The 20,344-nt window shown below is 60.9% G+C and carries 22 protein-coding genes and 1 riboswitch; of the genes, 8 read left to right on the forward strand and 14 right to left on the reverse strand.

Annotation, left to right across the window (positions count from 1 at the left end; all coding sequences use genetic code 11):
- Positions 1 to 24 precede the first annotated feature (24 nt).
- Positions 25 to 867 (reverse strand): methyltransferase domain-containing protein, encoded by an 843-nt coding sequence (locus tag NZ453_RS00625; protein WP_263768325.1) that lies wholly within the window; start codon positions 865 to 867, stop codon positions 25 to 27.
- Between the two features lie 355 nt (positions 868 to 1,222).
- Here NZ453_RS00625 and NZ453_RS00630 point away from each other — a divergent pair, with 355 nt between their 5' ends.
- The 4 genes from NZ453_RS00630 to NZ453_RS00645 are packed head-to-tail and all read left to right on the forward strand — an operon-like array spanning position 1,223 to position 2,596.
- Positions 1,223 to 1,543, forward strand: coding sequence for an ElaB/YgaM/YqjD family protein (locus tag NZ453_RS00630; protein WP_263768326.1), 321 nt, complete (start codon positions 1,223 to 1,225; stop codon positions 1,541 to 1,543).
- 12 nt (positions 1,544 to 1,555) lie between these two features.
- Positions 1,556 to 1,966, forward strand: a complete 411-nt coding sequence (locus NZ453_RS00635; protein WP_263768328.1) for a phage holin family protein — start codon at positions 1,556 to 1,558, stop codon at positions 1,964 to 1,966.
- On the forward strand, positions 1,947 to 2,267 hold the full coding sequence (locus tag NZ453_RS00640) for a YqjK-like family protein (protein ID WP_263768330.1): 321 nt from the start codon (positions 1,947 to 1,949) through the stop codon (positions 2,265 to 2,267). Before NZ453_RS00635 ends, NZ453_RS00640 begins: the two co-directional genes overlap by 20 nt.
- Positions 2,264 to 2,596, forward strand: coding sequence for a hypothetical protein (locus tag NZ453_RS00645; protein ID WP_263768332.1), 333 nt, complete (start codon positions 2,264 to 2,266; stop codon positions 2,594 to 2,596). The genes NZ453_RS00640 and NZ453_RS00645 overlap by 4 nt, the downstream gene beginning before the upstream one ends.
- A 62-nt stretch (positions 2,597 to 2,658) precedes the next feature.
- On the opposite strand, the gene NZ453_RS00650 is transcribed toward NZ453_RS00645, so the two are convergent.
- From NZ453_RS00650 to NZ453_RS00700, 11 genes are all read right to left on the reverse strand, one after another.
- Positions 2,659 to 3,396 (reverse strand): uracil-DNA glycosylase family protein, encoded by a 738-nt coding sequence (locus NZ453_RS00650; protein WP_263768333.1) that lies wholly within the window; start codon positions 3,394 to 3,396, stop codon positions 2,659 to 2,661.
- A gap of 23 nt (positions 3,397 to 3,419) precedes the next feature.
- The gene (locus NZ453_RS00655; RefSeq protein ID WP_263768335.1) at positions 3,420 to 4,922 is read right to left on the reverse strand and encodes an AmpG family muropeptide MFS transporter; all 1,503 of its coding nucleotides are present in this window, start codon (positions 4,920 to 4,922) and stop codon (positions 3,420 to 3,422) included.
- Positions 4,923 to 4,928: 6 nt separating this feature from the next.
- A complete protein-coding gene (gene metW / locus NZ453_RS00660; RefSeq protein WP_263768336.1) occupies positions 4,929 to 5,534 on the reverse strand; it encodes a methionine biosynthesis protein MetW in 606 nt (201 codons plus the stop codon).
- A complete protein-coding gene (gene metX, locus NZ453_RS00665; RefSeq protein WP_263768338.1) occupies positions 5,531 to 6,658 on the reverse strand; it encodes a homoserine O-succinyltransferase MetX in 1,128 nt (375 codons plus the stop codon). Before metX ends, metW begins: the two co-directional genes overlap by 4 nt.
- A 46-nt stretch (positions 6,659 to 6,704) precedes the next feature.
- A riboswitch (SAM riboswitch) is annotated at positions 6,705 to 6,783 on the reverse strand.
- Between the two features lie 58 nt (positions 6,784 to 6,841).
- Positions 6,842 to 8,602 carry a phosphoenolpyruvate--protein phosphotransferase gene (ptsP, locus tag NZ453_RS00670; protein ID WP_263768629.1) on the reverse strand — a complete coding sequence of 587 codons (1,761 nt, stop codon included), beginning with the start codon at positions 8,600 to 8,602 and terminating at the stop codon, positions 6,842 to 6,844.
- 7 nt (positions 8,603 to 8,609) lie between these two features.
- Positions 8,610 to 8,879 (reverse strand): HPr family phosphocarrier protein, encoded by a 270-nt coding sequence (locus NZ453_RS00675; RefSeq protein WP_263768340.1) that lies wholly within the window; start codon positions 8,877 to 8,879, stop codon positions 8,610 to 8,612.
- Between the two features lie 32 nt (positions 8,880 to 8,911).
- The gene (locus tag NZ453_RS00680) at positions 8,912 to 9,301 is read right to left on the reverse strand and encodes a PTS sugar transporter subunit IIA (RefSeq protein ID WP_263768341.1); all 390 of its coding nucleotides are present in this window, start codon (positions 9,299 to 9,301) and stop codon (positions 8,912 to 8,914) included.
- Positions 9,302 to 9,373: 72 nt separating this feature from the next.
- Positions 9,374 to 10,405 (reverse strand): FAD:protein FMN transferase, encoded by a 1,032-nt coding sequence (locus tag NZ453_RS00685; protein WP_263768342.1) that lies wholly within the window; start codon positions 10,403 to 10,405, stop codon positions 9,374 to 9,376.
- Positions 10,387 to 11,340 carry a glutathione synthase gene (gshB, locus tag NZ453_RS00690; protein ID WP_263768343.1) on the reverse strand — a complete coding sequence of 318 codons (954 nt, stop codon included), beginning with the start codon at positions 11,338 to 11,340 and terminating at the stop codon, positions 10,387 to 10,389. The genes NZ453_RS00685 and gshB overlap by 19 nt, the downstream gene beginning before the upstream one ends.
- A gap of 159 nt (positions 11,341 to 11,499) precedes the next feature.
- The gene (gshA, locus tag NZ453_RS00695; protein WP_263768344.1) at positions 11,500 to 12,783 is read right to left on the reverse strand and encodes a glutamate--cysteine ligase; all 1,284 of its coding nucleotides are present in this window, start codon (positions 12,781 to 12,783) and stop codon (positions 11,500 to 11,502) included.
- 40 nt (positions 12,784 to 12,823) lie between these two features.
- Entirely contained in the window at positions 12,824 to 14,098 is a 1,275-nt protein-coding gene (locus tag NZ453_RS00700) for a class I SAM-dependent methyltransferase (RefSeq protein ID WP_263768345.1), read from the reverse strand.
- A gap of 181 nt (positions 14,099 to 14,279) precedes the next feature.
- Between NZ453_RS00700 and panE the strand changes: the two genes are divergently transcribed.
- Both panE and NZ453_RS00710 read left to right on the forward strand, forming a co-directional pair.
- Positions 14,280 to 15,206 (forward strand): 2-dehydropantoate 2-reductase, encoded by a 927-nt coding sequence (gene panE, locus NZ453_RS00705; protein ID WP_263768346.1) that lies wholly within the window; start codon positions 14,280 to 14,282, stop codon positions 15,204 to 15,206.
- Positions 15,207 to 15,227: 21 nt separating this feature from the next.
- Entirely contained in the window at positions 15,228 to 16,019 is a 792-nt protein-coding gene (locus NZ453_RS00710; RefSeq protein ID WP_263768347.1) for a PhzF family phenazine biosynthesis protein, read from the forward strand.
- A 123-nt stretch (positions 16,020 to 16,142) separates the two neighbouring features.
- Here the strand turns inward: NZ453_RS00710 and ahpF are convergent, their stop codons facing one another.
- Together ahpF and ahpC are read right to left on the reverse strand one after the other, a co-directional pair.
- Complete coding sequence (gene ahpF / locus NZ453_RS00715; protein WP_263768348.1) at positions 16,143 to 17,702, reverse strand: alkyl hydroperoxide reductase subunit F; 1,560 nt, start codon at positions 17,700 to 17,702, stop codon at positions 16,143 to 16,145.
- Positions 17,703 to 17,826: 124 nt separating this feature from the next.
- Positions 17,827 to 18,393: an alkyl hydroperoxide reductase subunit C gene (gene ahpC / locus NZ453_RS00720; RefSeq protein WP_263768349.1), complete on the reverse strand. Its 567-nt coding sequence runs from the start codon at positions 18,391 to 18,393 to the stop codon at positions 17,827 to 17,829.
- A gap of 55 nt (positions 18,394 to 18,448) precedes the next feature.
- On the opposite strand from ahpC, the gene NZ453_RS00725 reads away from it, so the two are divergent.
- Positions 18,449 to 18,703, forward strand: a complete 255-nt coding sequence (locus NZ453_RS00725) for a hypothetical protein (protein ID WP_263768350.1) — start codon at positions 18,449 to 18,451, stop codon at positions 18,701 to 18,703.
- Positions 18,704 to 18,714: 11 nt separating this feature from the next.
- Complete coding sequence (locus tag NZ453_RS00730; RefSeq protein WP_263768351.1) at positions 18,715 to 20,337, forward strand: ABC-F family ATPase; 1,623 nt, start codon at positions 18,715 to 18,717, stop codon at positions 20,335 to 20,337.
- Positions 20,338 to 20,344: the final 7 nt, after the last annotated feature.

Genomic DNA, 20,344 nt, shown 5'->3' on the forward strand with positions numbered 1-20,344 from the left:
CCCCGGCTCGGAGTGGCGGACGGCTCATTGCCCGGGCTTGCCGGTGGCCCCTGCAACACGAGCCACGATGAAGAGCCGTCGCATCGGAAAGAGCGTTGTGCCATCGTGCCGCCGCGGATAAGCGGTGTTGGTGCGGGCACAATAGTCGGCCCAGAAGCGCTCGCGCAGCCCGCCCACATGGCCGGTCTGCGCCTCGTTCTCTTCCTCCAGTTCGCTCAGGACGTCCATGACCGGGATCAACGCGGTCGCCTTGAACCATTCGGCAACCGCGTTTTCTCCTTCAAGCACGTGCAGGTAAATGGTTTCCCAGATGTCGACCTCAGCGACCTTAGGTTTGAGCCAAGCGTAATACTGAGCCGGGTCCGCGACAGGATGGTTGAGCTTCGCCGCCATGATCCGGGTACGCCAAGCGGCGGACATCGGCAATCCGGCTAGTGCATCGTCGATCGAGGTATGTGAAGGCGCCGCGAAGTTGTGCGGCATCTGTACGGCGAGTAATCCACCCGGCTTAAGGAAACCGACGAGACGGGCGAGCAGTTTGTCGTGGTGAGGAAGCCAGTGCAACGCGGCATTGGAAAAAATGAGGTCGACGGGAGCGGATGGCTGCCAGGACGCAATCTCCGACAATTGCCACTCGACGCTCGGCAGGACGGCTTGAGCTTTCTCAAGCATTTCGGCGGAGCTGTCCACCCCCGTGACGTGCGCATCGGGCCAGCGCTCGCTAAGGACACGGACGACGTTTCCGGCTCCACAACCGAGATCGACGACGGTCTCCGGCGTACGCAACGGCAAACGAGCCAGCAGGTCGAGAGCGGGACGCAAGCGCTGGTTGGAGAATTTGAGGTACTGAACCGGATCCCAGCTCATCGTCTATCCCTCCTGCAACGCGAATTGGTGACCACAGCGTACTCCTGCGTGCCGCGTTTTCACGTTCCGAGCTATCTTTTCCTCGCCACCGATGGGGAAATGCGTTTTCAATCGTTCGACCCAGGCAGCCATCGGGCGTTCTCGACTCACCCGGGATAAATTGTTCGCAAGAATACGCGAGCTACGCGGAAACGGCCTCCCAGGCAAAACGGCTCGGCTCCGAATCGGCCTATGCGACCTGAGTTTTACGTTGATATGCGGGGGCAAATTGGATACTCTGAGAACAGAGGCTCCGGGAGCGGCCCCTGCGGTTTCATGCTCCGAAAACCATCCCTTTTTCGTGATGAGGTGCGCTATGGCTGAATTTGCCGACGTTTCGAATAACAGCAAACAAAAACTCGTTTCCGACATGAAGGTCGTCGTCGCCGATGCGGAAGAAATCCTGCGAGCGACGGCCGGCGTGGCCGGCGAAAAGATCGGCGACCTGCGCGAACGGATTGGCGAGCGTCTGCGCGACGCCAAACTGCGTATTGCCGACGCGGAAGCTGTCTTGGTCGACAGAACGAAGGCTGCCGCCCGGGCAACCGACGACTACGTCAATGACAACCCGTGGCGCGCCGTGGGCATCGCCGCCGGCGTCGGACTACTGATCGGCATCATCATCGGCCGTCGCTAGGGCGGCTGGGTCGTGGGGGAGGCACACGGCGGAGAGAGCGGCAGCCTGCTCTCCGCTCTTAAAAATATTGCGACGACGCTGCTGGCTGGAGGAAAAACGCGGCTCGAACTCCTTGGTAACGAGATCGAGGAAGAGAAGCTGCGCGTCGTGAGGCTGGTGATCATCGGGCAAGCGATGATGTTCTGCCTGGGAATCGGTATCGTTCTCGGCGTTGCCTGGCTGACCACGCTGCTTTGGGAAAGCCGAGCTGTCGTGATCGGCGGCTTCGCGGCCCTATTCTTGGTACTTGCGGGCGTTCTCGTCGGCCGGTTCCGGGAGGCAGCGCAACGTCAGGACCGGATCTTCGCTGCCAGCTTGGCGGAACTTGAAGAAGACCTGCGGCAATTGAAGGCGGCGCTGGGCCATGAACCGCCGACTCGGTGAGCTCCATGTCCGGCGCGGACAGCTAATTGAGCGCATCGCCGCACAGCGCACGGCAATCAGCCGCGATTTCGAACCGGTCGGAGATGCCTTGCATAAAGCGGACGCCGGCTTGGCGGTAGTCCGTTCGGTTGTCGACAAGATCAAGCAACATCCGGTGATAACGGCGGCAATGGTAATCGGCGTCGGTAGCCTTAAAAAAGGCCGGCTCTGGCGTTGGGCAAAGCGCGCCGTTTCGTTGTGGCAGATTTGGCGCCTGATCGAGCGCAAACGCATGGAGCTTGGTCTGCGAGCGCGTTTGTGACCGCTTCCGGACAAGGCGCGCCCGGTCAGGACGACGAAAGCGTCGTCTCGCAACTCGTTGCTTCGCAAAAACGCCATGTACGCGAAGTCGTCTCCGACATCGTGCGCGTGCGGGGGCTGATGCCGCTGCTGATGAAACGACGCAATGGCGGGCGTTGGACGGCTGAGGAGAGACGAGAACTTCTCGTTCAATTGAGAGTTCTTTCACGCCTGTCGCCCAGCCTGCTCCTGCTGCTCGTTCCAGGATCGGCGCTGCTTCTGCCTGCCTATGCCTGGTGGCTGGACCGACGGCGAAGGCCGCGCCCGCCGCTCGCGAACGGCCCCTACTGAGACTCACCTCGCGGTTTGACAGCGACGAGTTGCAAACCCGTGTTTCTTCGTATTCTGCGGAGCTAAGCCGGCCAGACACCTTGAGCCACGAGCTGTTTGGTCGCCGCTTCCGCCCACCCTCGGTTGGCTGCCGGGCTGGCCGGACTAGGATGCAGTACGCGGCCAAAGCGCACCTTGTCCCGGCCGATCGCTTCGATTGCCCGGGTTTCTGCAAAGCCGCCGACACCGATAACCCAATCGGGTTGGACCGCCGATACAACGTCCCGCAGGTGCGCATCGCAAGCCGCATATAGGGGTATCGTTTCTGAAGCCGGCAGCTTGTCGGGAGTCACATTGCGCCCCAGATCGAAGAACGCGAGCGGGCAGTAGTTCGCCACGAAGTGTTCGGCAAAGAATGCATCCGGCGTACCGAAGCGTTGAGCGAACAATCCCCAAAGGCGGCGACCGCTCACCTCGGAACGTGGGCAGGCGAAACCTTCGATGGGGCGCTTGGGGTTCTCCGACGCCGGCTTGCCGACAGGCGCCTCAATACCCATCCAGTCACGTACGGCGGCTATCTCGCCAAAAGGAACGCCGCACTGGACCATCCCAAACGGCCCCGGGTTCATGCCCAGGAAGACAACTTTTTTGCGACTCGCTCCGAACCGCTGCAGATAGAGTTCGTGCGGAGTCCAGGCATAAGAGAGCGGGTTGTAGACGTGCGACACGGGTGGTGAAAAATGGAGACGGTCGACCGCCTCCGAAAGCCGAAGGGCCGCATCGATCAATTGCTCACTGACTGCCGTATTCGTGTTGTTCAACACGCATCCTTTCGGAAATATCGTTATCGGGCCTCGGCTGTCCCTGCCAGCGCGAGGAGCGGCTGCCGCATCCATCGCACCATCAGTACCCCGGGCAAAGCCACCAACACAGAGAAAAGGTAGAACGCCTCCCAACCGATGCTTTCGGTTAGCACCCCGGCCACAGGGCTCACGTAGATACGGCCAACGGCAGCGAGTGCGGAGAGCAGCGCGTAATGAGTCGCCGTAAACTTGTGATTGCAGAGCGACATCAGCAAAGCGACGAGCGCTACGGTGCCCATGCCACCGGTAACGTTCTCCGCCGCGACCACCGCCATGAGCAGAAAATCCAGCGCCGCCGGTTCGCGCAGCGAGACGATCACCCAGTCGAACGCGGGTACGGCGACGCTGCCCCAGGCGCCCTTACCGAGCACGGCGATCAGGTAGAAGCCGAAGTTGGATACGAGTTGCAGAACGCCGAAGAGAAGCAAAGCCCGATAGAGCCGCAGACGCATCATCAAAGCGCCACCGGCGAAGGCCCCAAAGATGGTGAGCCAGATGCCGATGATCTTGTTCGCAATGCCCACCTCGGTCTGAGCGAACCCGAGGCCCTTGATCAGGAAAGCCGTCGTCAGGCTGCCGGCAAAGGCGTCGCCGAGCTTGTAGAGCACGATCAGCAGAAGAAACAGTGCGGCGCCCGGTTGCGCGAAGTAGCTTCGCAGGGACGCGTTGAGCGTCTCGAACCGTGCCAGTCGGGCAAACCACCATGCGAGCGGCGCAGCGGCTGCGATCTCGGCCATGACGAAGAGCAGCTGTACCCAATGATTCGCGCTCTCTGGCTCCAGCCCGAACACCTGCAGCACGAAACGCGCGATGTAGTAGCCGGCGAATACGCCGACGACCATGGCGGCAAAACCGGCCACCTCGCTCTTTGCATCCGACGTCGGCGGAAGGGATTCACTGCGCACGCGCGGCAGCAAAAACAGAGAGATCGCTGCCGTCGCCGCCATGATGAGTCCCATGGACCAGTAGACGCGCGGCCATGACTGCCATTGGTCAGCCCAGATGAGCGCGATGCCGCCCGAAAGGATCATCGCCAACCGATAACCGAACACATGCAGGGAAGCGCCTGGCCCATGCTCGACCTTGTCGGTCAACAGATCGGCCCGATACGCGTCGACAACCACATCCTGCGACGCCGAGAGAAAGGCAAGCAGGACGGCCCACTGCGCAAAGAGCATCGGGCGTGCGCTCGGCGACAGCTCCGACATGACGAACAGCGTCGCCGCAAGCGCCAACTGCGTGAGAACCAGCCAGCCACGCCGTCGCCCCAACCACGGGGGCTCAAAGCGGTCCATCAACGGTGCCCAAAGAAACTTGAACGTGTAGGGAACACCCACCAGACCGAAAAACCCGATCGTCGCAAAATTGACGCCGTCGACCGTCAACCACGCCTGCAAGGCCTGCCCGGTCAGCGCCAGAGGCAACCCGGAGGCGAAACCCATGATGAGCACCGCTCCCAGGCGGTAGATGCGGCCAGGCGACATCAGCGCCTATTTCCGCCCGAGGCGGTAGAAGGCGAGGCTACCGTTAAGATTCGGGTCCTCGATCACCGGCCGGCCGGATTCGTCGAACGCAAGTCGCTCGCGGATTTCGATGCCGAGCCGTGCGCACAACGCTTCAAAATCCGCGATGGTGAAGAAACGGACGTTCGGCGTGTCGTACCACTCGTACGGTAGGTCTTCCGACACCGGCATGTGCCCCTCGGCGATCGCCTCGCGATTGGTGCGGAAAGCAAAGTTGGGAAAGCTAACCACGGCCTCCTCGGCTACGCGCAGCATCTCGTTCAGGATACGTTCGGTGGCATGCATCGCCTGCAGCGCTTGAGAAATAACCACGTGGTTGAACGAGCGGTCTTCGAAACCGGAGAGGCCCCGTTCGATATCGATCTGGATCACGTCCACGCCATTTCGGATGCAACCGAGAACGCTTTGATGGTCGATTTCGACACCGTACCCGACGACACCTTTGGTCTCGCGGAGATAGCGCAATAGGCGGCCATCGCCGCACCCGAGGTCAAGGACGCGCTCGCCCGGAGGAATCCAGTTCGCGATGACGGCAAAGTCGAACCGTTCGCGTTCTTTGGGCGTGAAGTTCATATCGAAATGTTCTCCAGGTACGCGCGCAGCACGGCATGGTAATGCGCGTCGTCAAGCAGGAAGGAATCGTGACCGGCATCGCAATCGATTTCTGCGTAGGCGACGTGGCGCCGATTGTGCAGGAGGGCAAAAACGATTTCGCGCGAACGCGCTGGCGAAAAACGCCAGTCCGTCGTGAAGCTGACAACCAGGAAGTTTGCCGTCGCACGCTCCAGTGCGGCGGGCAGATCACCGTCGTATTTGTAGGCGGGATCGAAATAGTCGAGCGCCTTGGTGGTAATCAGGTAGGTGTTGGCGTCGAAGAAGCCGGCAAACTTGTCGCCCTGATAACGCAAGTACGATTCGACCTCGAAGTCCACGTCGTAACTGAACTTGTGCTCCCCGTGACGCAATTGGCGTCCGAACTTTTCGCCCATCTGACTATCCGACAGATAGGTAATATGCCCGATCATGCGCGCCAAACGCAGACCCTTGGCCGGGACGACCCCATGTTCCGCATAGTGACCACCGTGAAAGTCGGGGTCCGAGAGGATCGCCTGCCGGGCGACCTCGTTGAAGGCGATGTTCTGCGCTGAGAGCTTGGGCGCTGAAGCGATCACCAGCGCATGCCGGATACGTTCCGGAAACTGCAACGACCATTCGAGCGCCTGCATGCCGCCCAGGCTGCCGCCCATGACCGCGGCCCAAGTGTCGATGCCGAGGTGATCCGCGAGACGCGCCTGAGCCGCGACCCAGTCCTCGACGGTGACCATCGGGAAATCGGCACCGTAACGCTTGCCGGTGTCGGGGTTGATCGATATCGGGCCAGTCGAGCCGTAGCATCCGCCCAGATTGTTCACACCGACGACGAAGAAGCGGTTCGTGTCGAGCGGCTTGCCCGGCCCGACCAGGTTGTCCCACCAACCGACATTCTTTGGATTGTCGGCATAGGTTCCAGCCACGTGATGGCCGCCGGACAGCGCGTGGCAAATGAGCACCGCATTCGAACGAGCGGCATTCAGCGTACCGTACGTTTCGTAGACGAGTTCGAAGCTTGGGAGCGACGCGCCGCTCCTCAGCGCGATCGGCTCATTGAAGCGGACGCGTTGCGGAACAACGACACCGACAGAATTTTCGAGAGGCATACACCGTCGTATCTTCAAAAAAACAAACCCAGTCGGCCATAACAAAGCGGACTGGGTAGACGCCGCTTTAGCCGGATTTATTAAGCGCCCGCAAGCTGATCGTTCAAATCGGCGCTAGGGAGTCGAAGTTACTGCCGGGCTGCCGAAAAGTCAAACCGGCACCACCCACCGCTTGGCAACCGGCTAGACGTAGACTCCCGGAACAAAGGCGTTGAGCCGTTCGAGCTGCTCCTGGAGCCGGCCCGACTCTTCCATGCGCAGCATGCGGCGGACAACCGGGGTGAGAAGCGAAATATCGCTTTGTTTGACGCGCTGCTTCACGGCCGGAATCTGCGCCGGGTACATCGAGAATTGCCGCAGACCCATGCCAAGGAGCAAGCGCGTAAGCGCGGGATCACCTGCCATTTCGCCGCACATCGACACCGGAATATTGGCCTTCTCCGCGCTGCTGATTACATGCGAAAGCAGCATCAATACGGCCGGGTGCAGCGGGTCGTAAAGGTAGGCGACCTGCTCGTCGCTACGGTCGATTGCCAACGTATATTGAATCAGGTCGTTGGTACCGATCGAAACAAAATGCAGACGACGCAGGAACATCCCCACCGCCAGCGCCGCGGCGGGCACTTCGATCATGCCGCCGATTTCGATGTTTTCGTCAAATGCCACGCGTTCACCGCGCAGGCTCGATTTCGCCTGTTCCAGCGCGGCCAGCGTCTGGTCGATCTGATGCGCGTGCGACATCATCGGAATCAGTATTTTCACCTTACCGAGTTTCGAGACGCGCAGGATGGCCCGCAGTTGCGCCTGAAACGTCTTCGGCTCGCTCAACGACAATCGGATCGAACGCAGACCGAGTGCCGGGTTATCCCGCCGACGGTCTTCGTCAATATCGGAATGCAGGTTCTTGTCGTTGCCCAGATCGAAGGTACGGATCGTGATCGGGCGGCCGTCCATGCCCTTGACCGCCTTGCGATAGGCTTCAAATTGCTCATCCTCGCTCGGCATGTCGCCGCGCCCGAGAAAGATGAACTCCGTCCGGAACAGGCCGACGCCATCCGCGCCGCTTTCTAGCACAGCTTCTACGTCTTCCGGTTCCTCGATGTTGGCCAAAAGGTCGATCTTGACCTTATCCAACGTCGTCGCCCGCGCGGTCTTCAGCAGCCGGAGCTTCGATCGTTCGAGCTCGAACTGCCCCTTCTTGAGCTCGTATTCCTCAAGAACGCGAACATCCGGATTGACGATCAGCACACCACGCGTGCCGTCGACGATCAGCGTTTCCTTGTCGCGAATGAGCTGCCGAGCATTGTGCAGCCCCAGGATGGCGGGAATACCCATACCACGGGCCAGAATCGCCGTATGCGACGTGGCACCGCCGACGTCGGTAACGAACGAAGCGAAATGCTGATCCTTGAACGCCATCACGTCGGACGGCGATAGGTCGTGCGCGACCAGGATGACGTTCTCACCCTTGATACCTTTTACGCTCTTAAACGACGGATTCGTCGGCCGACCGACGAGTTCACGCACCACGCGTTCGACGACCTGGCGGACATCGTAGCTACGCTCGCGTAGATAAACATCGTCGATTTGCTCGAACTGCGCGACCAGGACTTCCATCTGCTGCACTAGCGCCCATTCGGCGTTGCAACGGCGTTCCCGGATGATCTGTTTCGGGACCTCTGACAGTTCCGGGTCGGAAAGCAGCATCATGTGCAAATCGATGAAGGCGCCGATATCCGCCGGGGAATTCCCGACGCTGTTCTTCATCGTCGCGAACTCTTCCCGCACCCGCGTAATCGCCGCCTCGAACCTCGCGATCTCCTTCTCGACCAGCCGAGGTGCAATGACCATATGCGACACCTCAAGCGTCGCTTGGGATATCAGGTGGGCCTGCCCAATCGCAATGCCGCCCGATACCCCCAGCCCATGCAGGGTAAAGCTCATCGAGAGATCACTCGCCTTCACCGAATTTGTCCGCAATCAGTTTGAGAAGGGAATCGAGCGCGGCCTGTTCGTCGTGGCCCTGCGTTTCGACGACAATCGTGGAACCCTTGCCCGCGGCGAGCATCATCACGCCCATAATGCTTTTCGCGTTGATGCGGCGCGAACCTTTCTCTATCCATACGTCGGAGTCAAACGAACCGGCGAGTTGAGTGAGCTTGGCCGACGCGCGGGCATGCAGGCCGAGTTTGTTCGCTATTTCTATTTCAGCACGAGCCATCGAGATTCCCTGTAATTCAATTCGCAAGAACGTTAATGCCGCTGCATGTTGATGACGCCGTCGTGACCTCCGCTGACGGCTTTCTTGACCAGTGTTTCCAACCCATTCTTCCGGTATGTGAGGGCGCGCAAAAGCATGGGAAGACTGACGCCGGCGACGCCTTCAATCTTCCCAGGTACGAGCAGCTTCAACGCCAGATTGGCCGGCGTCGCGCCCAGAATGTCGGTCAGAACAAGCACGCCTTCGCCGCCATCCACCTCTTCCAGCAGCCGCTTCGCCATGGGCAGAATGTCGAGTGGGTCGTCCTGAGCGGAAACACCAAGTTGGGCGATGAGGGGCGGGCGTTTGTTGAGAACGTGGCAGACGTTCTGGATCAGACTTTCGCCGAAAGTGCCGTGCGTTATGAGCAAAATGCCAATCATGTGGCCCCCGGGAGGATTCCCAACATTCTAAGGGATTCCAAACGATTCGGAAGTCCCCGCGGGCATTTAGTCCTAGGGCTGGACGAGCTTCTCGGCACCGTCGACGAACTCAAGACGGCTGCGCATCGCCTGACTAACCTGAATTCGCCCCTCCGCGTCGACCCGCAACACCTTGTCGATTCCCATTTTTCGTGCCGCCGAGGGCCAATCGGGGCCGGCAATGAAAAGCGGTTTGGAGCCCGCATCGGAAAGCGTCCCGGCGCCAGAGCGAGCTTCGACGAGGACTGTGAGAGCTTGCGTATGGCTTACGGGCTCACCCCGCCGGGGATCAAGCAGATGGCAGTAGCGCTTGCCGTCGAGCTCGAAATAACGCTGATAGTCGCCTGACGTGCCAATGGCCTCACCATCACGCAGATCGATGGTCGCGAGCGGTCCTGGATGGCGCGGATGCTGGATGCCTACACGCCACGGCTCACCGTTCTTGTTCCCCATCGCCATCACATTGCCGCCGATGTTGATCAAGGCATTGCTGACGCCCTGTGCTTTCAAGATCGCCACGGCCCGATCCAGGGCAACGCCTTTCAGATAGCCGCCGAAATCGATGGCCACGGCCTTGTTGCGGCTGCTCACTCGCGTCCCTTCGACGCGCACATCGCCAATCCCCGGCTTCGCCGTTCGCCAGGCTTCAAGCGCGGCGGTGTCAGGCAAGCGCGCCTGGAAATCGTCGGATTGGAAGCCCCACAGGCGAATCAAGCCGCCGATGCCCGGATCGAAGAGGCCATCGGAAGCGGCAGCAAGCCGCTGAGCATCGACGATGAAGTTCGCCATTTCCTGGCTGACTTCGATCTCGCGTCCGGCAGCGAAGGCCGCGTTCACGTCGCTCAACTCGGAGGGCTGCCACGCATGGTACGTACGATGAAGCCGGTCGAACTCGCGCAGAACGGCCGTCGCCGCCGGCCGCGCGCGGGCCTCGGCTAATCCGGCAACGAGAACTTCGACGCGCGTACCGAAAACGTAGGATTCTTGTCGGTGGAGCGGCGCCTTGGCGCACGCGGAGAGGAAAAGAACGACGAAAGCGAGGAGGCCTAGACCGATCCGATGCATTCGCGCTCCAGCGTACTCACGAACATTGCCGCCGAGTCGAATCCTGTCTGCTGTGCAATTTCGACCATGCACGTCGGGCTGGTGACGTTAATCTCGGTCAGCCAGTCGCCAATCACGTCGATGCCGACGAGCATCAGCCCGCGTGCGGCCAGCACCGGGGCCAGCGTTTGTGCGATCTCGCGGTCGCGTGCGGTAAGCTCGCGCGCCACGCCGCTGCCACCAGCCGCAAGGTTGCCGCGCAGTTCGCCGGGCTTTGGAATCCGGGCCAGGCAATACGGCACCACCTCGCCACCAATGATCAGGATGCGCTTGTCTCCGTCACTGATCTCCGGGATGTAGCGCTGCGCCATGACGGTCCGCGTGCCGTCGTGGGTCAGCGTTTCGAGGATGACGTTGCGGTTCGGATCGTTCTGGCGCACGCGGAAGATCTGACTGCCGCCCATGCCATCGAGGGGTTTGACGACGACGTCGCCCTGGACATCGATGAAATCCTGAATCGCCCCGTTTTCACGGGCAACGAGCATCGGCACCGCGAACGACGAGAATTCGGTGATCGAAAACTTTTCGGAGTAATCGCGCAGGGCTTGCGGTCGATTGAAGACCCGCGCGCCTTCGGCCTCCGCGCGCGAAAGCAGCCACGTCGTGGTCACATACTCGATGTCGAACGGCGGGTCCTTGCGCATGACGATGGCGGCAAAATCACGCAAGGGAACGACATGCCGGTCCATCTCCATAAACCAGTCGGTATCGTCGTCGAGCATCACGACGTGAGCCGCTTCGGCACAGACTCCGTGCAACGACGACCAGTGGATGGCGGACTGTTCGATGGCCCAGACGGCATGTCCGGAAGCTTGGGCGGCGCGCATCATCGCGACGCTGGAATCCTTGTAGGCCTTGAGCGAGTCAAGGGGATCGAGAACGAAGGCAAAGCGCATCTGAATACCCGTAGCGTTGGTTCAACCAAAATAATCGCACGAAAAGACCTGCGAGGCTTTCTCGCCACGCGTTCCTAGCCTTACCAGCACCTCTTGTCAGCGCTCGGCCGGGCCGTCGGCGGGCGACACGAGCGTGTTCCTATTAGCGTCCGAGCGAATCTAGTCCTCGGGCGGTGCCGTATTCTCAAGTTCGAGCGACGCCGCGAGTTGTGCCAGACGCGCGACCACGCCGTAGGCGTAGAAGCGATTCGGCGCGGCGTCCGGATTCTGGCATTGGTCTGGCAAACAGCAGCTGGTCTCGAACGCCAGCGGCTCGAAATGCATGCCCGGCGCATTGAGGTTTTCGTCGGCGCCGCGGCCCGAATGCACCCGATAGAAGCCCCCGACCACGTAACGGTCGATCATATAGACAACCGGCTCGGCAACGCCGTCGCTGACTCGTTCGTGCGTATGCACCCCTTCCTGGATGATTACCTGCGAGACCTCGAGACCTTCCTTGATGACCGACATCTTATTGCGCTGTTTGCGGTTCAGACCGATCACCTCAGCGGCGCTCTTTACGGTCATGACGCCCATGCCGTAGGTCCCGGCATCTGCCTTGACGACCACGTAGGGTGTTTCCTCAATGCCGTATTCCTTGTACTTCTCGCGGATCAACGTCAGGACCGCGTCGACGTTGGAAGCCAGGCACTCCTCGCCTTGTCGCTCATGGAAATTCACGCTGCTGCACACGGAGAAGTACGGGTTGATCTGCCACGGATCGATGCCGACCAGCTTGGCGAACTCATCGGCCACCTCGTCGTAAGCGGTGAAATGGTTCGATTTGCGCCGCACAGCCCAGCCGGCATGCAGAGGCGGGAGGACGAACTGTTCGTTGAGGTTTTGCAGGATTTCCGGGATACCCGCCGAAAGGTCGTTGTTGAGCAGGATGGCGCACGGGTCGAAGCCGTTGAGCCCCAACCGGTACTTGGTGCGCACAAGCGGCTCGAGAACCAGCTTGGCGCCATTCGGCAAATCGACCTCCGTCGGACGGTCGATTTCGGGAATCAGCGTACCGAGGCGAACGTCGAGCCCGGTCAGCTGCAAGATCTTGACCAATTGCGCAACGTTCTGCAGGTAGAACGTGTTGCGCGTGTGGTTCTCGGGAATCAGCAGCAGACTCTTGGCGTTCGGGCAGATCTTGTCGATCGCGCTCATCGCCGCCTGCACGCAAAGCGGCAGAAACGCCGAATTGAGGTTGTTGAAGCCGCCCGGAAAGAGGTTCATGTCGACAGGCGCGAGCTTGACGCCGGAGTTACGCAGGTCGACCGACCCGTAGAAGGGTGGCGTGTGCTCCTGCCATTTGCCCCGCAACCAGCGTTCGATGGCAGGCGCGGAATCGAGAAACTTAGCCTCAAGGGCGAGCAGCGGCCCAGTGAGGGCGGTAGTAAGACGAGGAACCATGACTATCTCCGATCGAGTTCGGGGGTAGGACGCGCGCCGCTCAAAACAGTTTCTTGAGCTTCTCCCACCATGTTACACCGGCGCCCTGAGCGAACACGCGGAAGGAGGTCGGCAGCGGCGCCTGTTCCAGGCTGCGTTGCGTGAAAAGAAAACGTCCATCGCAGATGAAGCCGAGATCGCCCCAGTCTGCTTCATTCAATGCGTCGGCTAGCCGCCGCACGTCCACCTCAGGATCGTGGGGAAAGATAGCCAATACGGAGCCATCGTAGTGGGGGCAGTCATGCACGAAAAATGGCCGCGCCCGACGCGTCTTGCCGTTCACGTAGATGCGCGGCTGCTCGGACTGGAAATAGCTGCGACCCCACTGCCACCAGTTCGATTCGTCGAAGCGGCGGATGCGCCGCGCGATCAGGCGTGCCTTGTGAGGCAGCAAAGCTTCCGGCGGTGGCTCGCCCGGTGGGCACCAGATCATTCGCCGCGTTTTGCCGTCAGCCGCGGTCGTGGAGCAAACGAAATCGCGATTGCCAAATTCGCTGCTCGTATAAACCTCGTCGGCACCGGACACGGCTCCCACCTTGACGAAAGCGATATCTGAAAGGCGCAGCGGGTAGTCATGCCGAGAAAAGAGCAGGTGCCCCCCGCTTTCGATGAAGAGGCGCTCTTCCCATGGCGGATTTTCCAGGCTCGTCGCGCCCGAGGCCGTGCTCAGCGCGGCATAACGCGTGCAGCGGGAAGTATTGCCGAGCTCGAAGCGCCAGATCGCGCAATTGGGCGTCGCACCGTCGAACAGATGCACGTCACCGAGGTCGATGAAATCGGTGATCGTTCCCTGGGCGAAGAGCAGGCGGTTGAGCGGTACCGCCGACGTAGCCTTCAGGAGGTCGCGTGGGGTAATGAAAATGAGCTCTCCGCCCGGCTCCAGGTGGCGCAGGCACTTCTCGATGAAAAAGAGGTACAGGTTGGCACGCCCGTCGAGAACCGTCTCCCCAGCGAGGCGGCGGGTACCGGATGAAATGTCCTGGTAGCGGACATAGGGCGGGTTGCCGATAATCGTGGCAAAAAACTCGTCGTCGGCGAGTTCAAAAAAATCCATGACTTCGGCACCAGGCGGCGCATGCCGCGGGTCGATTTCGATGCCGAGAGCCCCCGGAAAACGCGCGAAAAACGCGCCGTCGCCGCACGCGGGCTCAAGTACACGGCCTTGATTGCGCACTAGGCGGCACATGCAGTCGACGATGGCGGGCGGCGTAAAAATCTGGCCGAGAGCCGCAATCCCGTATTCCCGGTCTTCGGGTTCCGCGAGGGTTGAAGGCATCTTGAGTCGGTCGATCGCCACGTGGTCGCAAAACACCCGAGTATACCCTTGAACGCCGTTGCAGCGGAGGCATCGCGGGACGCGGCCAGATAACGGAATACTGGGCTGCCCCGGGGGTTACGAGCCGGCAAACGGAGTAAAGTTACGGGTTTCGATTTCACTTCGAGAGCGGAGAACGAACATGCGAATTCTTGTCTTGGGTGCTGGCGGAATCGGCGGATATTTCGGAGCCCGGCTGCAGGAAGCCGGCGCGGACGTCACCTTTCTCGTCCGCACGCCGCGAGCCGCGCAACTGAGGAAAGGCGGTCTCGCCGTCTTCAGTTCGTTCGGCGACGTGACGGTAACCCCGAAGGTGCTCACGCGGGAGGAGTTGCGCGAGCCGTTCGATCTCATCGTCCTCTCCTGCAAGGCGTACGATCTCGAATCGGCCATGGACGCCATCGCGCCTGCCATCGGTGAGCGGTCGGTGATTCTGCCGCTGCTCAACGGCATCCGCCACATGGAACTGCTCGATCAACGCTTCGGGGCCACGCATGTACTCGGAGGCGTGGCGCAGATTTCGGTGACACTCGGTGCCGAAGGCGAGATTCGGCATCTCAATCCGATGCACCGGTTCACCGCCGGTGCTCGCGGTGGCGTTTCATCACCTTGGCTGGCCGAACTCGCGCAGGTCGCTGCCTCGGCAAGATTCGATTTCGTGCTCTCGGACGCGATCGAGCAGGCCATGTGGAACAAGTTCGTCTTCCTGACCACGCTGGCCGGCGCGACCTGCCTCTTTCGCGGTAGCGTGGGCGACATCGTGGCTTCGGCGGCCGGCGAGCCGTTCGTTACGGCTCTGTTCGAGGAATGTGCCTCCGTTGCCGCAGCCAGCGGCTTCCCAACGCCCGAGGCGCAGGCGGCGCTGTTCCATAAACAGCTTACGGAGCGCGGTTCCGCACTGATCGCCTCAATGCTGCGCGACGTCGAACGCGGTGGTCCGACCGAGGCCGACCACATTCTTGGTGACATGCATAACCGTGCGAAGGCAAAAGGCGTAGCGGCCCCGTCGCTCGCCCTAGCCTACTCGCACCTGCAGGTTTACGCCGCGCGCCGCGCCGCCGCAAGTTGAAAACAGAACGGGAGACGGCCCATGATCTCGCTTGATCAGTATCAGGTTGACGCCTTCGCCGAGCGCGCCTTTGCCGGCAACCCGGCCGCCGTCTGCCCGCTCTCGTCATGGCTCGACGACCGCGTGCTGCAAGCGATCGCCGAGGAAAACAACCTCTCGGAAACCGCGTTCTTCGTCCCCAGCGCCAAAGGATTCCACCTGCGTTGGTTCACGCCGGGCAGCGAAGTCGATTTGTGCGGGCACGCAACGCTCGCCACGGCGCACATTCTTTTCGAGCGGCTTGGCTACGCCGGCGAATCGATCACCTTCGAAACACGCAGCGGCGACCTACATGTGCGTCGTCGCGGCGCGCGGCTCGAAATGGACTTCCCCGCGATCCCGGTAACACCCTGCCCCACACCGGGCACACTAGTGCAAGCGCTCGGTGCGAAGCCAAGCGAAGTCCTGCGCGCGGACGTTTACCTCGCCGTTTTCGACGACGAGGACATCGTGCGAACGATGACACCGGATCACTCCCTGGTCAGGCAACTCGACCTGCGCGGCCTCATCGTCACGGCGCCGGGGAAGACAGTCGATTTCGTAAGCCGCTTCTTCGCGCCGAAGATGGGCGTTCCCGAAGATCCCGTGACAGGATCCGCGCACTGCAAGCTGGTGCCCTATTGGGCCGCACGGCTGGGCAAAACTTCGTTCGCGGCGAAACAGGTTTCGAAACGCGGCGGCGACCTCCGGTGCGAATTGCTAGGCGATCGGGTGCTGATATCCGGATCAGCCGTTACCGTGATGACGTCGAAGGTAACCTTCGACCATGGGTAAAGCTCGGCAAACCGCTCATTCGGGATAGGAAGGCATATCTCTGGCCAAACTACCGGCTCGGTCACAATGAAAACGAAAGGCCAGGAGATTCTTCCTGGCCCTTTCATTACCGCGCCTGGCCGATCAGGCCGGCACTGACGTGCGGATCAGATGATCGAAGGCTGAAAGCGAAGCCTTGGCGCCCTCGCCCATGGCGATGATGATTTGCTTGTACGGCGTCGTCGTGCAGTCTCCGGCGGCGAACACACCGGGCAGCGAAGTGCTGCCGCGAACATCCACCTCTATCTCGCCGCGCGGCGAAAGCGATAGCGTGCCTTTCAACCAGTCGGTGTTGGGCAACAGACCGATCTGCACGAAGATGCCTTCGAGCTCGAGCGTGCGCAGGTCGCCGGTTGCCCGCTCCTTGTAGACGAGGCCCTTCACCTTCTCGCCATCGCCAAGGACTTCCTGCGTCTGCGCGTGCGTGATCACCGTCGCGTTCGGCAGACTGAACAGCTTCTTCTGCAGTACCGCGTCGGCGCGCAACGCCGTATCGAACTCGATCAGCGTCACCTGGCTGACGATACCGGCGAGATCGATGGCCGCTTCGACGCCCGAGTTGCCGCCACCGATGACGGCCACGCGCTTGCCTTTGAACAGGGGCCCATCGCAGTGCGGGCAGTAGGCGACGCCGCGCCCGCGATACTCCTTTTCGCCCGGAACGTTCATCTCGCGCCAGCGCGCGCCGGTCGAAAGGACGACGGTCCGGCTCTTCAGCTCGGCTCCGCTCGCCAGACGCACGTGCGTCAGGCCGTCGCCGCCGACGGTCAGCGCTTCCGCACGCTGCAGATTCATGATGTCGACATCGTAGTCACGGACGTGCTGTTCGAGCCCAGCCGCAAGACGCGGACCTTCGGTCGCCTTGACCGAGATGAAGTTCTCGATGCCCAGCGTATCAAGGACCTGGCCGCCAAATCGCTCGGCGACGACACCGGTGCGTACCCCCTTGCGCGCTGCGTAGATGGCGGCGGCCGCGCCCGCCGGGCCGCCGCCAATGACGAGGACATCGAACGCCGACTTGGACGCGAGTTTTTCCGCCTCGCGCTGCGCGGCGCCGGTATCGATCTTGGCGACGATTTCCTCGAGCGTCATCCGCCCCTGGCCAAACGGTTCGCCGTTCAGGAACACGGTCGGCACGGCCATCACTTTGCGCGCGTCCACTTCGCTTTGGAACAGCGCGCCGTCGATCATCGTGTGGCTGATATTCGGGTTGAGCGCCGACATCAGGTTGAGCGCCTGAACCACATCCGGGCAGTTGTGGCACGACAGGGAAACGAAGGTCTCGAAATGGAATTTTCCGGGGAGCGAGCGAATCTGTTCGATCACCTGCGGTTCCACCTTGGGCGGGTATCCGCTCGTCTGCAACAACGCGAGAACCAGTGACGTGAATTCGTGTCCCATCGGGAGGCCGGCGAAGCGAATGCGTGCTCCTTCGCCGGGTCGGCCAACGGAGAACGACGGACGACGTGCATCAGTGCCATCGAAGCGGACGCTCACCTTTGCCGAAACCTGAGCGATGTCACTGAGCAGGCCTAGAGTTTCCTGCGATTTGGCATCGTCGGCCACCGAGGCGACAAGTTCAATGGATTGTTCGAGGCGCTCAAGGTAGCTCTTGAGTTGGCCCTTGATGGTTGCGTCGAGCATTTCGTTCTCCCTTTGAAAATAGGTGGTGCGCGGTAGTACGGGTAGTGCAGTTTGTTGCGGCGGGAACCGCTTGCCGGAAACGTTCGTTCCGGCAAAAGCCCCCGCCCGGATTCGGCGGCGTCGGTTAGATCTTGCCGACGAGGTCAAGCGACGGAGCCAGCGTGGCCTCGCCTTCCTTCCACTTGGCCGGGCAGACTTCACCCGGGTGGGAAGCAACGTATTGAGCGGCCTTCACCTTGCGCAGCAGTTCGCTGGCGTCCCGACCGATGCCGCCGGCGTTGATTTCGATGATCTGGATCTTGCCCTGCGGGTCGATGACGAACGTCCCGCGATCGGCCAGGCCCGCTTCTTCGATCATCACACCGAAGTTGCGGCTGATCGCGCCCGTCGGGTCGCCGACCATCACGTACTCGATGTTCTTGATCGTGTCCGAAGTGTCGTGCCAAGCCTTGTGCGTGAAGTGCGTATCGGTGGACACGCTGTAGATTTCAACGCCGAGCTTCTTGAATTCGGCGTAATTGTCCGCCAGGTCGCCGAGTTCGGTCGGGCAGACGAAGGTGAAGTCGGCGGGGTAGAAGAAAACGACGGACCACTTGCCGCGCAGATCGGCGTCGGAAACATCGACGAATTTGCCGTTATGGTAAGCCGTGGCTTTGAACGGGAGGACTTCGCTGTTGATCAGTGATTTCATTTGATTCTCCTTGCGTTTGGGTTGAAAGATCGTTGCGACAGGGAGAATGTTAGGGATGCCAGCTCAATTAATCCAATTGATTGTTTTTGTCTTTGTTATCGTTTTTTTCTATCAACGAATAGCGGCGCCTGGAATGCAGCGAGCAAGAGAGTCCCATGCCGATGCGCCGGTGGAGAACAGCTCACGGTTGCCTTTGAGTGTCCGCCGGGCGACACGCCGTAACACCTCGGCTACAATAGCGGGCTTTGCAAAATCAATGGCTTTGGCGCTTTCCTCACCCGAGCCATCAACGGCTTTGCCGTTTTCTTAAGAGGTAATCGAGTGCTCGTCGCCGCCAACATCACCATGCAGTTCGGGGCCAAGCCCCTGTTCGAAAACGTCTCCGTCAAGTTCGGCGAGGGTTACCGCTACGGTCTGATCGGCGCCAATGGCTCCGGCAAGTCCACCTTCATGAAGATCGTCGCCGGCGAGCTCGAGGCAACGGCCGGCAACATTTCGAAGGACGCGCACGAACGCATGGCGTACCTGCGCCAGGATCAGTTCGCCTACGAGGAACAACGCGTCATCGACGTGGTGATGATGGGACACCAGGAGATGTGGTCGTGCATGCAGGAGAAGGACGCGATCTACGCCAATCCCGAGGCCACGGAGGAAGACTACCTGCATGCCGCCGAACTGGAGCATCACTTTGCCGAATTCGGCGGCTATACGGCGGAAGCCCGCGCAGGCGAGCTGTTGCTCGGCGTCGGTATCCCGGCCGACAAGCACTACGGGCCGATGAGCGAGGTGGCGCCCGGTTGGAAGCTGCGCGTGCTGCTCACGCAGGCGCTGTTCGCCGACCCGGACATCCTGCTACTCGACGAGCCCACCAACAACCTCGACATCGGCACGATCCGCTGGCTCGAAAACGTGCTCAACGAGCGCAACAGCACGATGATCATCATCTCGCACGACCGGCACTTCCTGAATCAGGTGTGCACGCACATGGCCGACCTGGACTACGGCAAGATCACCGTGTATCCGGGCAACTACGACGATTTCATGGAAGCGTCGTCGCAGGCACGCCAGCAGCAACAGGCCGCGAACGCCCGCGCCAAGGAACGCATCGCCGAGCTGCAGGAATTCGTGCGCCGCTTCTCGGCCAACAAGTCGAAGGCTCGCCAAGCGACGTCGCGCATGAAGCTGATCGACAAGCTGAAGCCCGAAGACATCAAGCCGTCCTCGCGGCAGTACCCGTGGATTCGCTTCGAGTACGACGAGAAGGAAAAGCTGCACCGTCAGGCGCTGGAAATCGAGAGCCTGTCGTTTGCCTATCCCGGCAGCGAACGCCGCCTCTTCGACAAGTTCGATCTCACGCTCAATGCAGGTGACCGGCTGGCGGTGATCGGAGAAAACGGCGTCGGCAAATCGACGTTGCTCAAACTGCTGATGGGCGAGCTCAAGCCGCTCTCCGGCAACGTCAAATGGGCCGAAAAAGCGCGGGTCGGCTACTACGCGCAAGATCACGCCGACGAATTCAAGAGCGACGAGAGCCTGACCGAATGGATCGGTGGTTATGCCCGCGCGAACGCCGCCGAAGGCGAGGACCTCGAAACGCTGATCCGCGGCACGCTGGGGCGCCTCCTCTTCTCGGGCGATGAAGTCAGGAAGCCTGTGCGCGTGATCTCGGGCGGCGAACAGGGACGGATGATCTTCGGCCGTCTGATGCTTACCCGAAACAACGTGCTCGTTCTCGACGAACCGACGAACCACCTCGACATGGAATCGATCGAGTCGCTGAATACGGCCCTTGAAAAGTACAAGGGAACGCTGGTATTCGTCTCGCACGACCGCGAATTCGTTTCATCGCTGGCGACGCGGGTTCTCGAAATCCGGCTTGACGGCACGATCGTCAACTACCTCGGCAACTACGAGGAATACCTCGCCAGCCAGGGTATCGAGTAAGGCTCAA

Source organism: Propionivibrio soli, assembly GCF_025770765.1.
GTDB classification, from domain to species: Bacteria; Pseudomonadota; Gammaproteobacteria; order Burkholderiales; family Rhodocyclaceae; genus Propionivibrio; species Propionivibrio soli.

What these genes read in the sequence shown, in the direction of transcription:
- NZ453_RS00625 (WP_263768325.1), bottom strand. Translation starts at nt 867, where the DNA reads ATGAGCTGGGATCCGGTTCAGTACCTCAAATTCTCCAACCAGCGCTTG.
- NZ453_RS00630 (WP_263768326.1), top strand. Translation starts at nt 1,223, where the DNA reads ATGGCTGAATTTGCCGACGTTTCGAATAACAGCAAACAAAAACTCGTT.
- NZ453_RS00640 (WP_263768330.1), top strand. Translation starts at nt 1,947, where the DNA reads ATGAACCGCCGACTCGGTGAGCTCCATGTCCGGCGCGGACAGCTAATT.
- NZ453_RS00655 (WP_263768335.1), bottom strand. Translation starts at nt 4,922, where the DNA reads ATGTCGCCTGGCCGCATCTACCGCCTGGGAGCGGTGCTCATCATGGGT.
- metW (WP_263768336.1), bottom strand. Translation starts at nt 5,534, where the DNA reads ATGAACTTCACGCCCAAAGAACGCGAACGGTTCGACTTTGCCGTCATC.
- metX (WP_263768338.1), bottom strand. Translation starts at nt 6,658, where the DNA reads ATGCCTCTCGAAAATTCTGTCGGTGTCGTTGTTCCGCAACGCGTCCGC.
- ptsP (WP_263768629.1), bottom strand. Translation starts at nt 8,602, where the DNA reads ATGAGCTTTACCCTGCATGGGCTGGGGGTATCGGGCGGCATTGCGATT.
- NZ453_RS00675 (WP_263768340.1), bottom strand. Translation starts at nt 8,879, where the DNA reads ATGGCTCGTGCTGAAATAGAAATAGCGAACAAACTCGGCCTGCATGCC.
- NZ453_RS00680 (WP_263768341.1), bottom strand. Translation starts at nt 9,301, where the DNA reads ATGATTGGCATTTTGCTCATAACGCACGGCACTTTCGGCGAAAGTCTG.
- NZ453_RS00685 (WP_263768342.1), bottom strand. Translation starts at nt 10,405, where the DNA reads ATGCATCGGATCGGTCTAGGCCTCCTCGCTTTCGTCGTTCTTTTCCTC.
- gshB (WP_263768343.1), bottom strand. Translation starts at nt 11,340, where the DNA reads ATGCGCTTTGCCTTCGTTCTCGATCCCCTTGACTCGCTCAAGGCCTAC.
- gshA (WP_263768344.1), bottom strand. Translation starts at nt 12,783, where the DNA reads ATGGTTCCTCGTCTTACTACCGCCCTCACTGGGCCGCTGCTCGCCCTT.
- NZ453_RS00700 (WP_263768345.1), bottom strand. Translation starts at nt 14,098, where the DNA reads ATGCCTTCAACCCTCGCGGAACCCGAAGACCGGGAATACGGGATTGCG.
- panE (WP_263768346.1), top strand. Translation starts at nt 14,280, where the DNA reads ATGCGAATTCTTGTCTTGGGTGCTGGCGGAATCGGCGGATATTTCGGA.
- NZ453_RS00710 (WP_263768347.1), top strand. Translation starts at nt 15,228, where the DNA reads ATGATCTCGCTTGATCAGTATCAGGTTGACGCCTTCGCCGAGCGCGCC.
- ahpF (WP_263768348.1), bottom strand. Translation starts at nt 17,702, where the DNA reads ATGCTCGACGCAACCATCAAGGGCCAACTCAAGAGCTACCTTGAGCGC.
- ahpC (WP_263768349.1), bottom strand. Translation starts at nt 18,393, where the DNA reads ATGAAATCACTGATCAACAGCGAAGTCCTCCCGTTCAAAGCCACGGCT.
- NZ453_RS00725 (WP_263768350.1), top strand. Translation starts at nt 18,449, where the DNA reads ATGCCAGCTCAATTAATCCAATTGATTGTTTTTGTCTTTGTTATCGTT.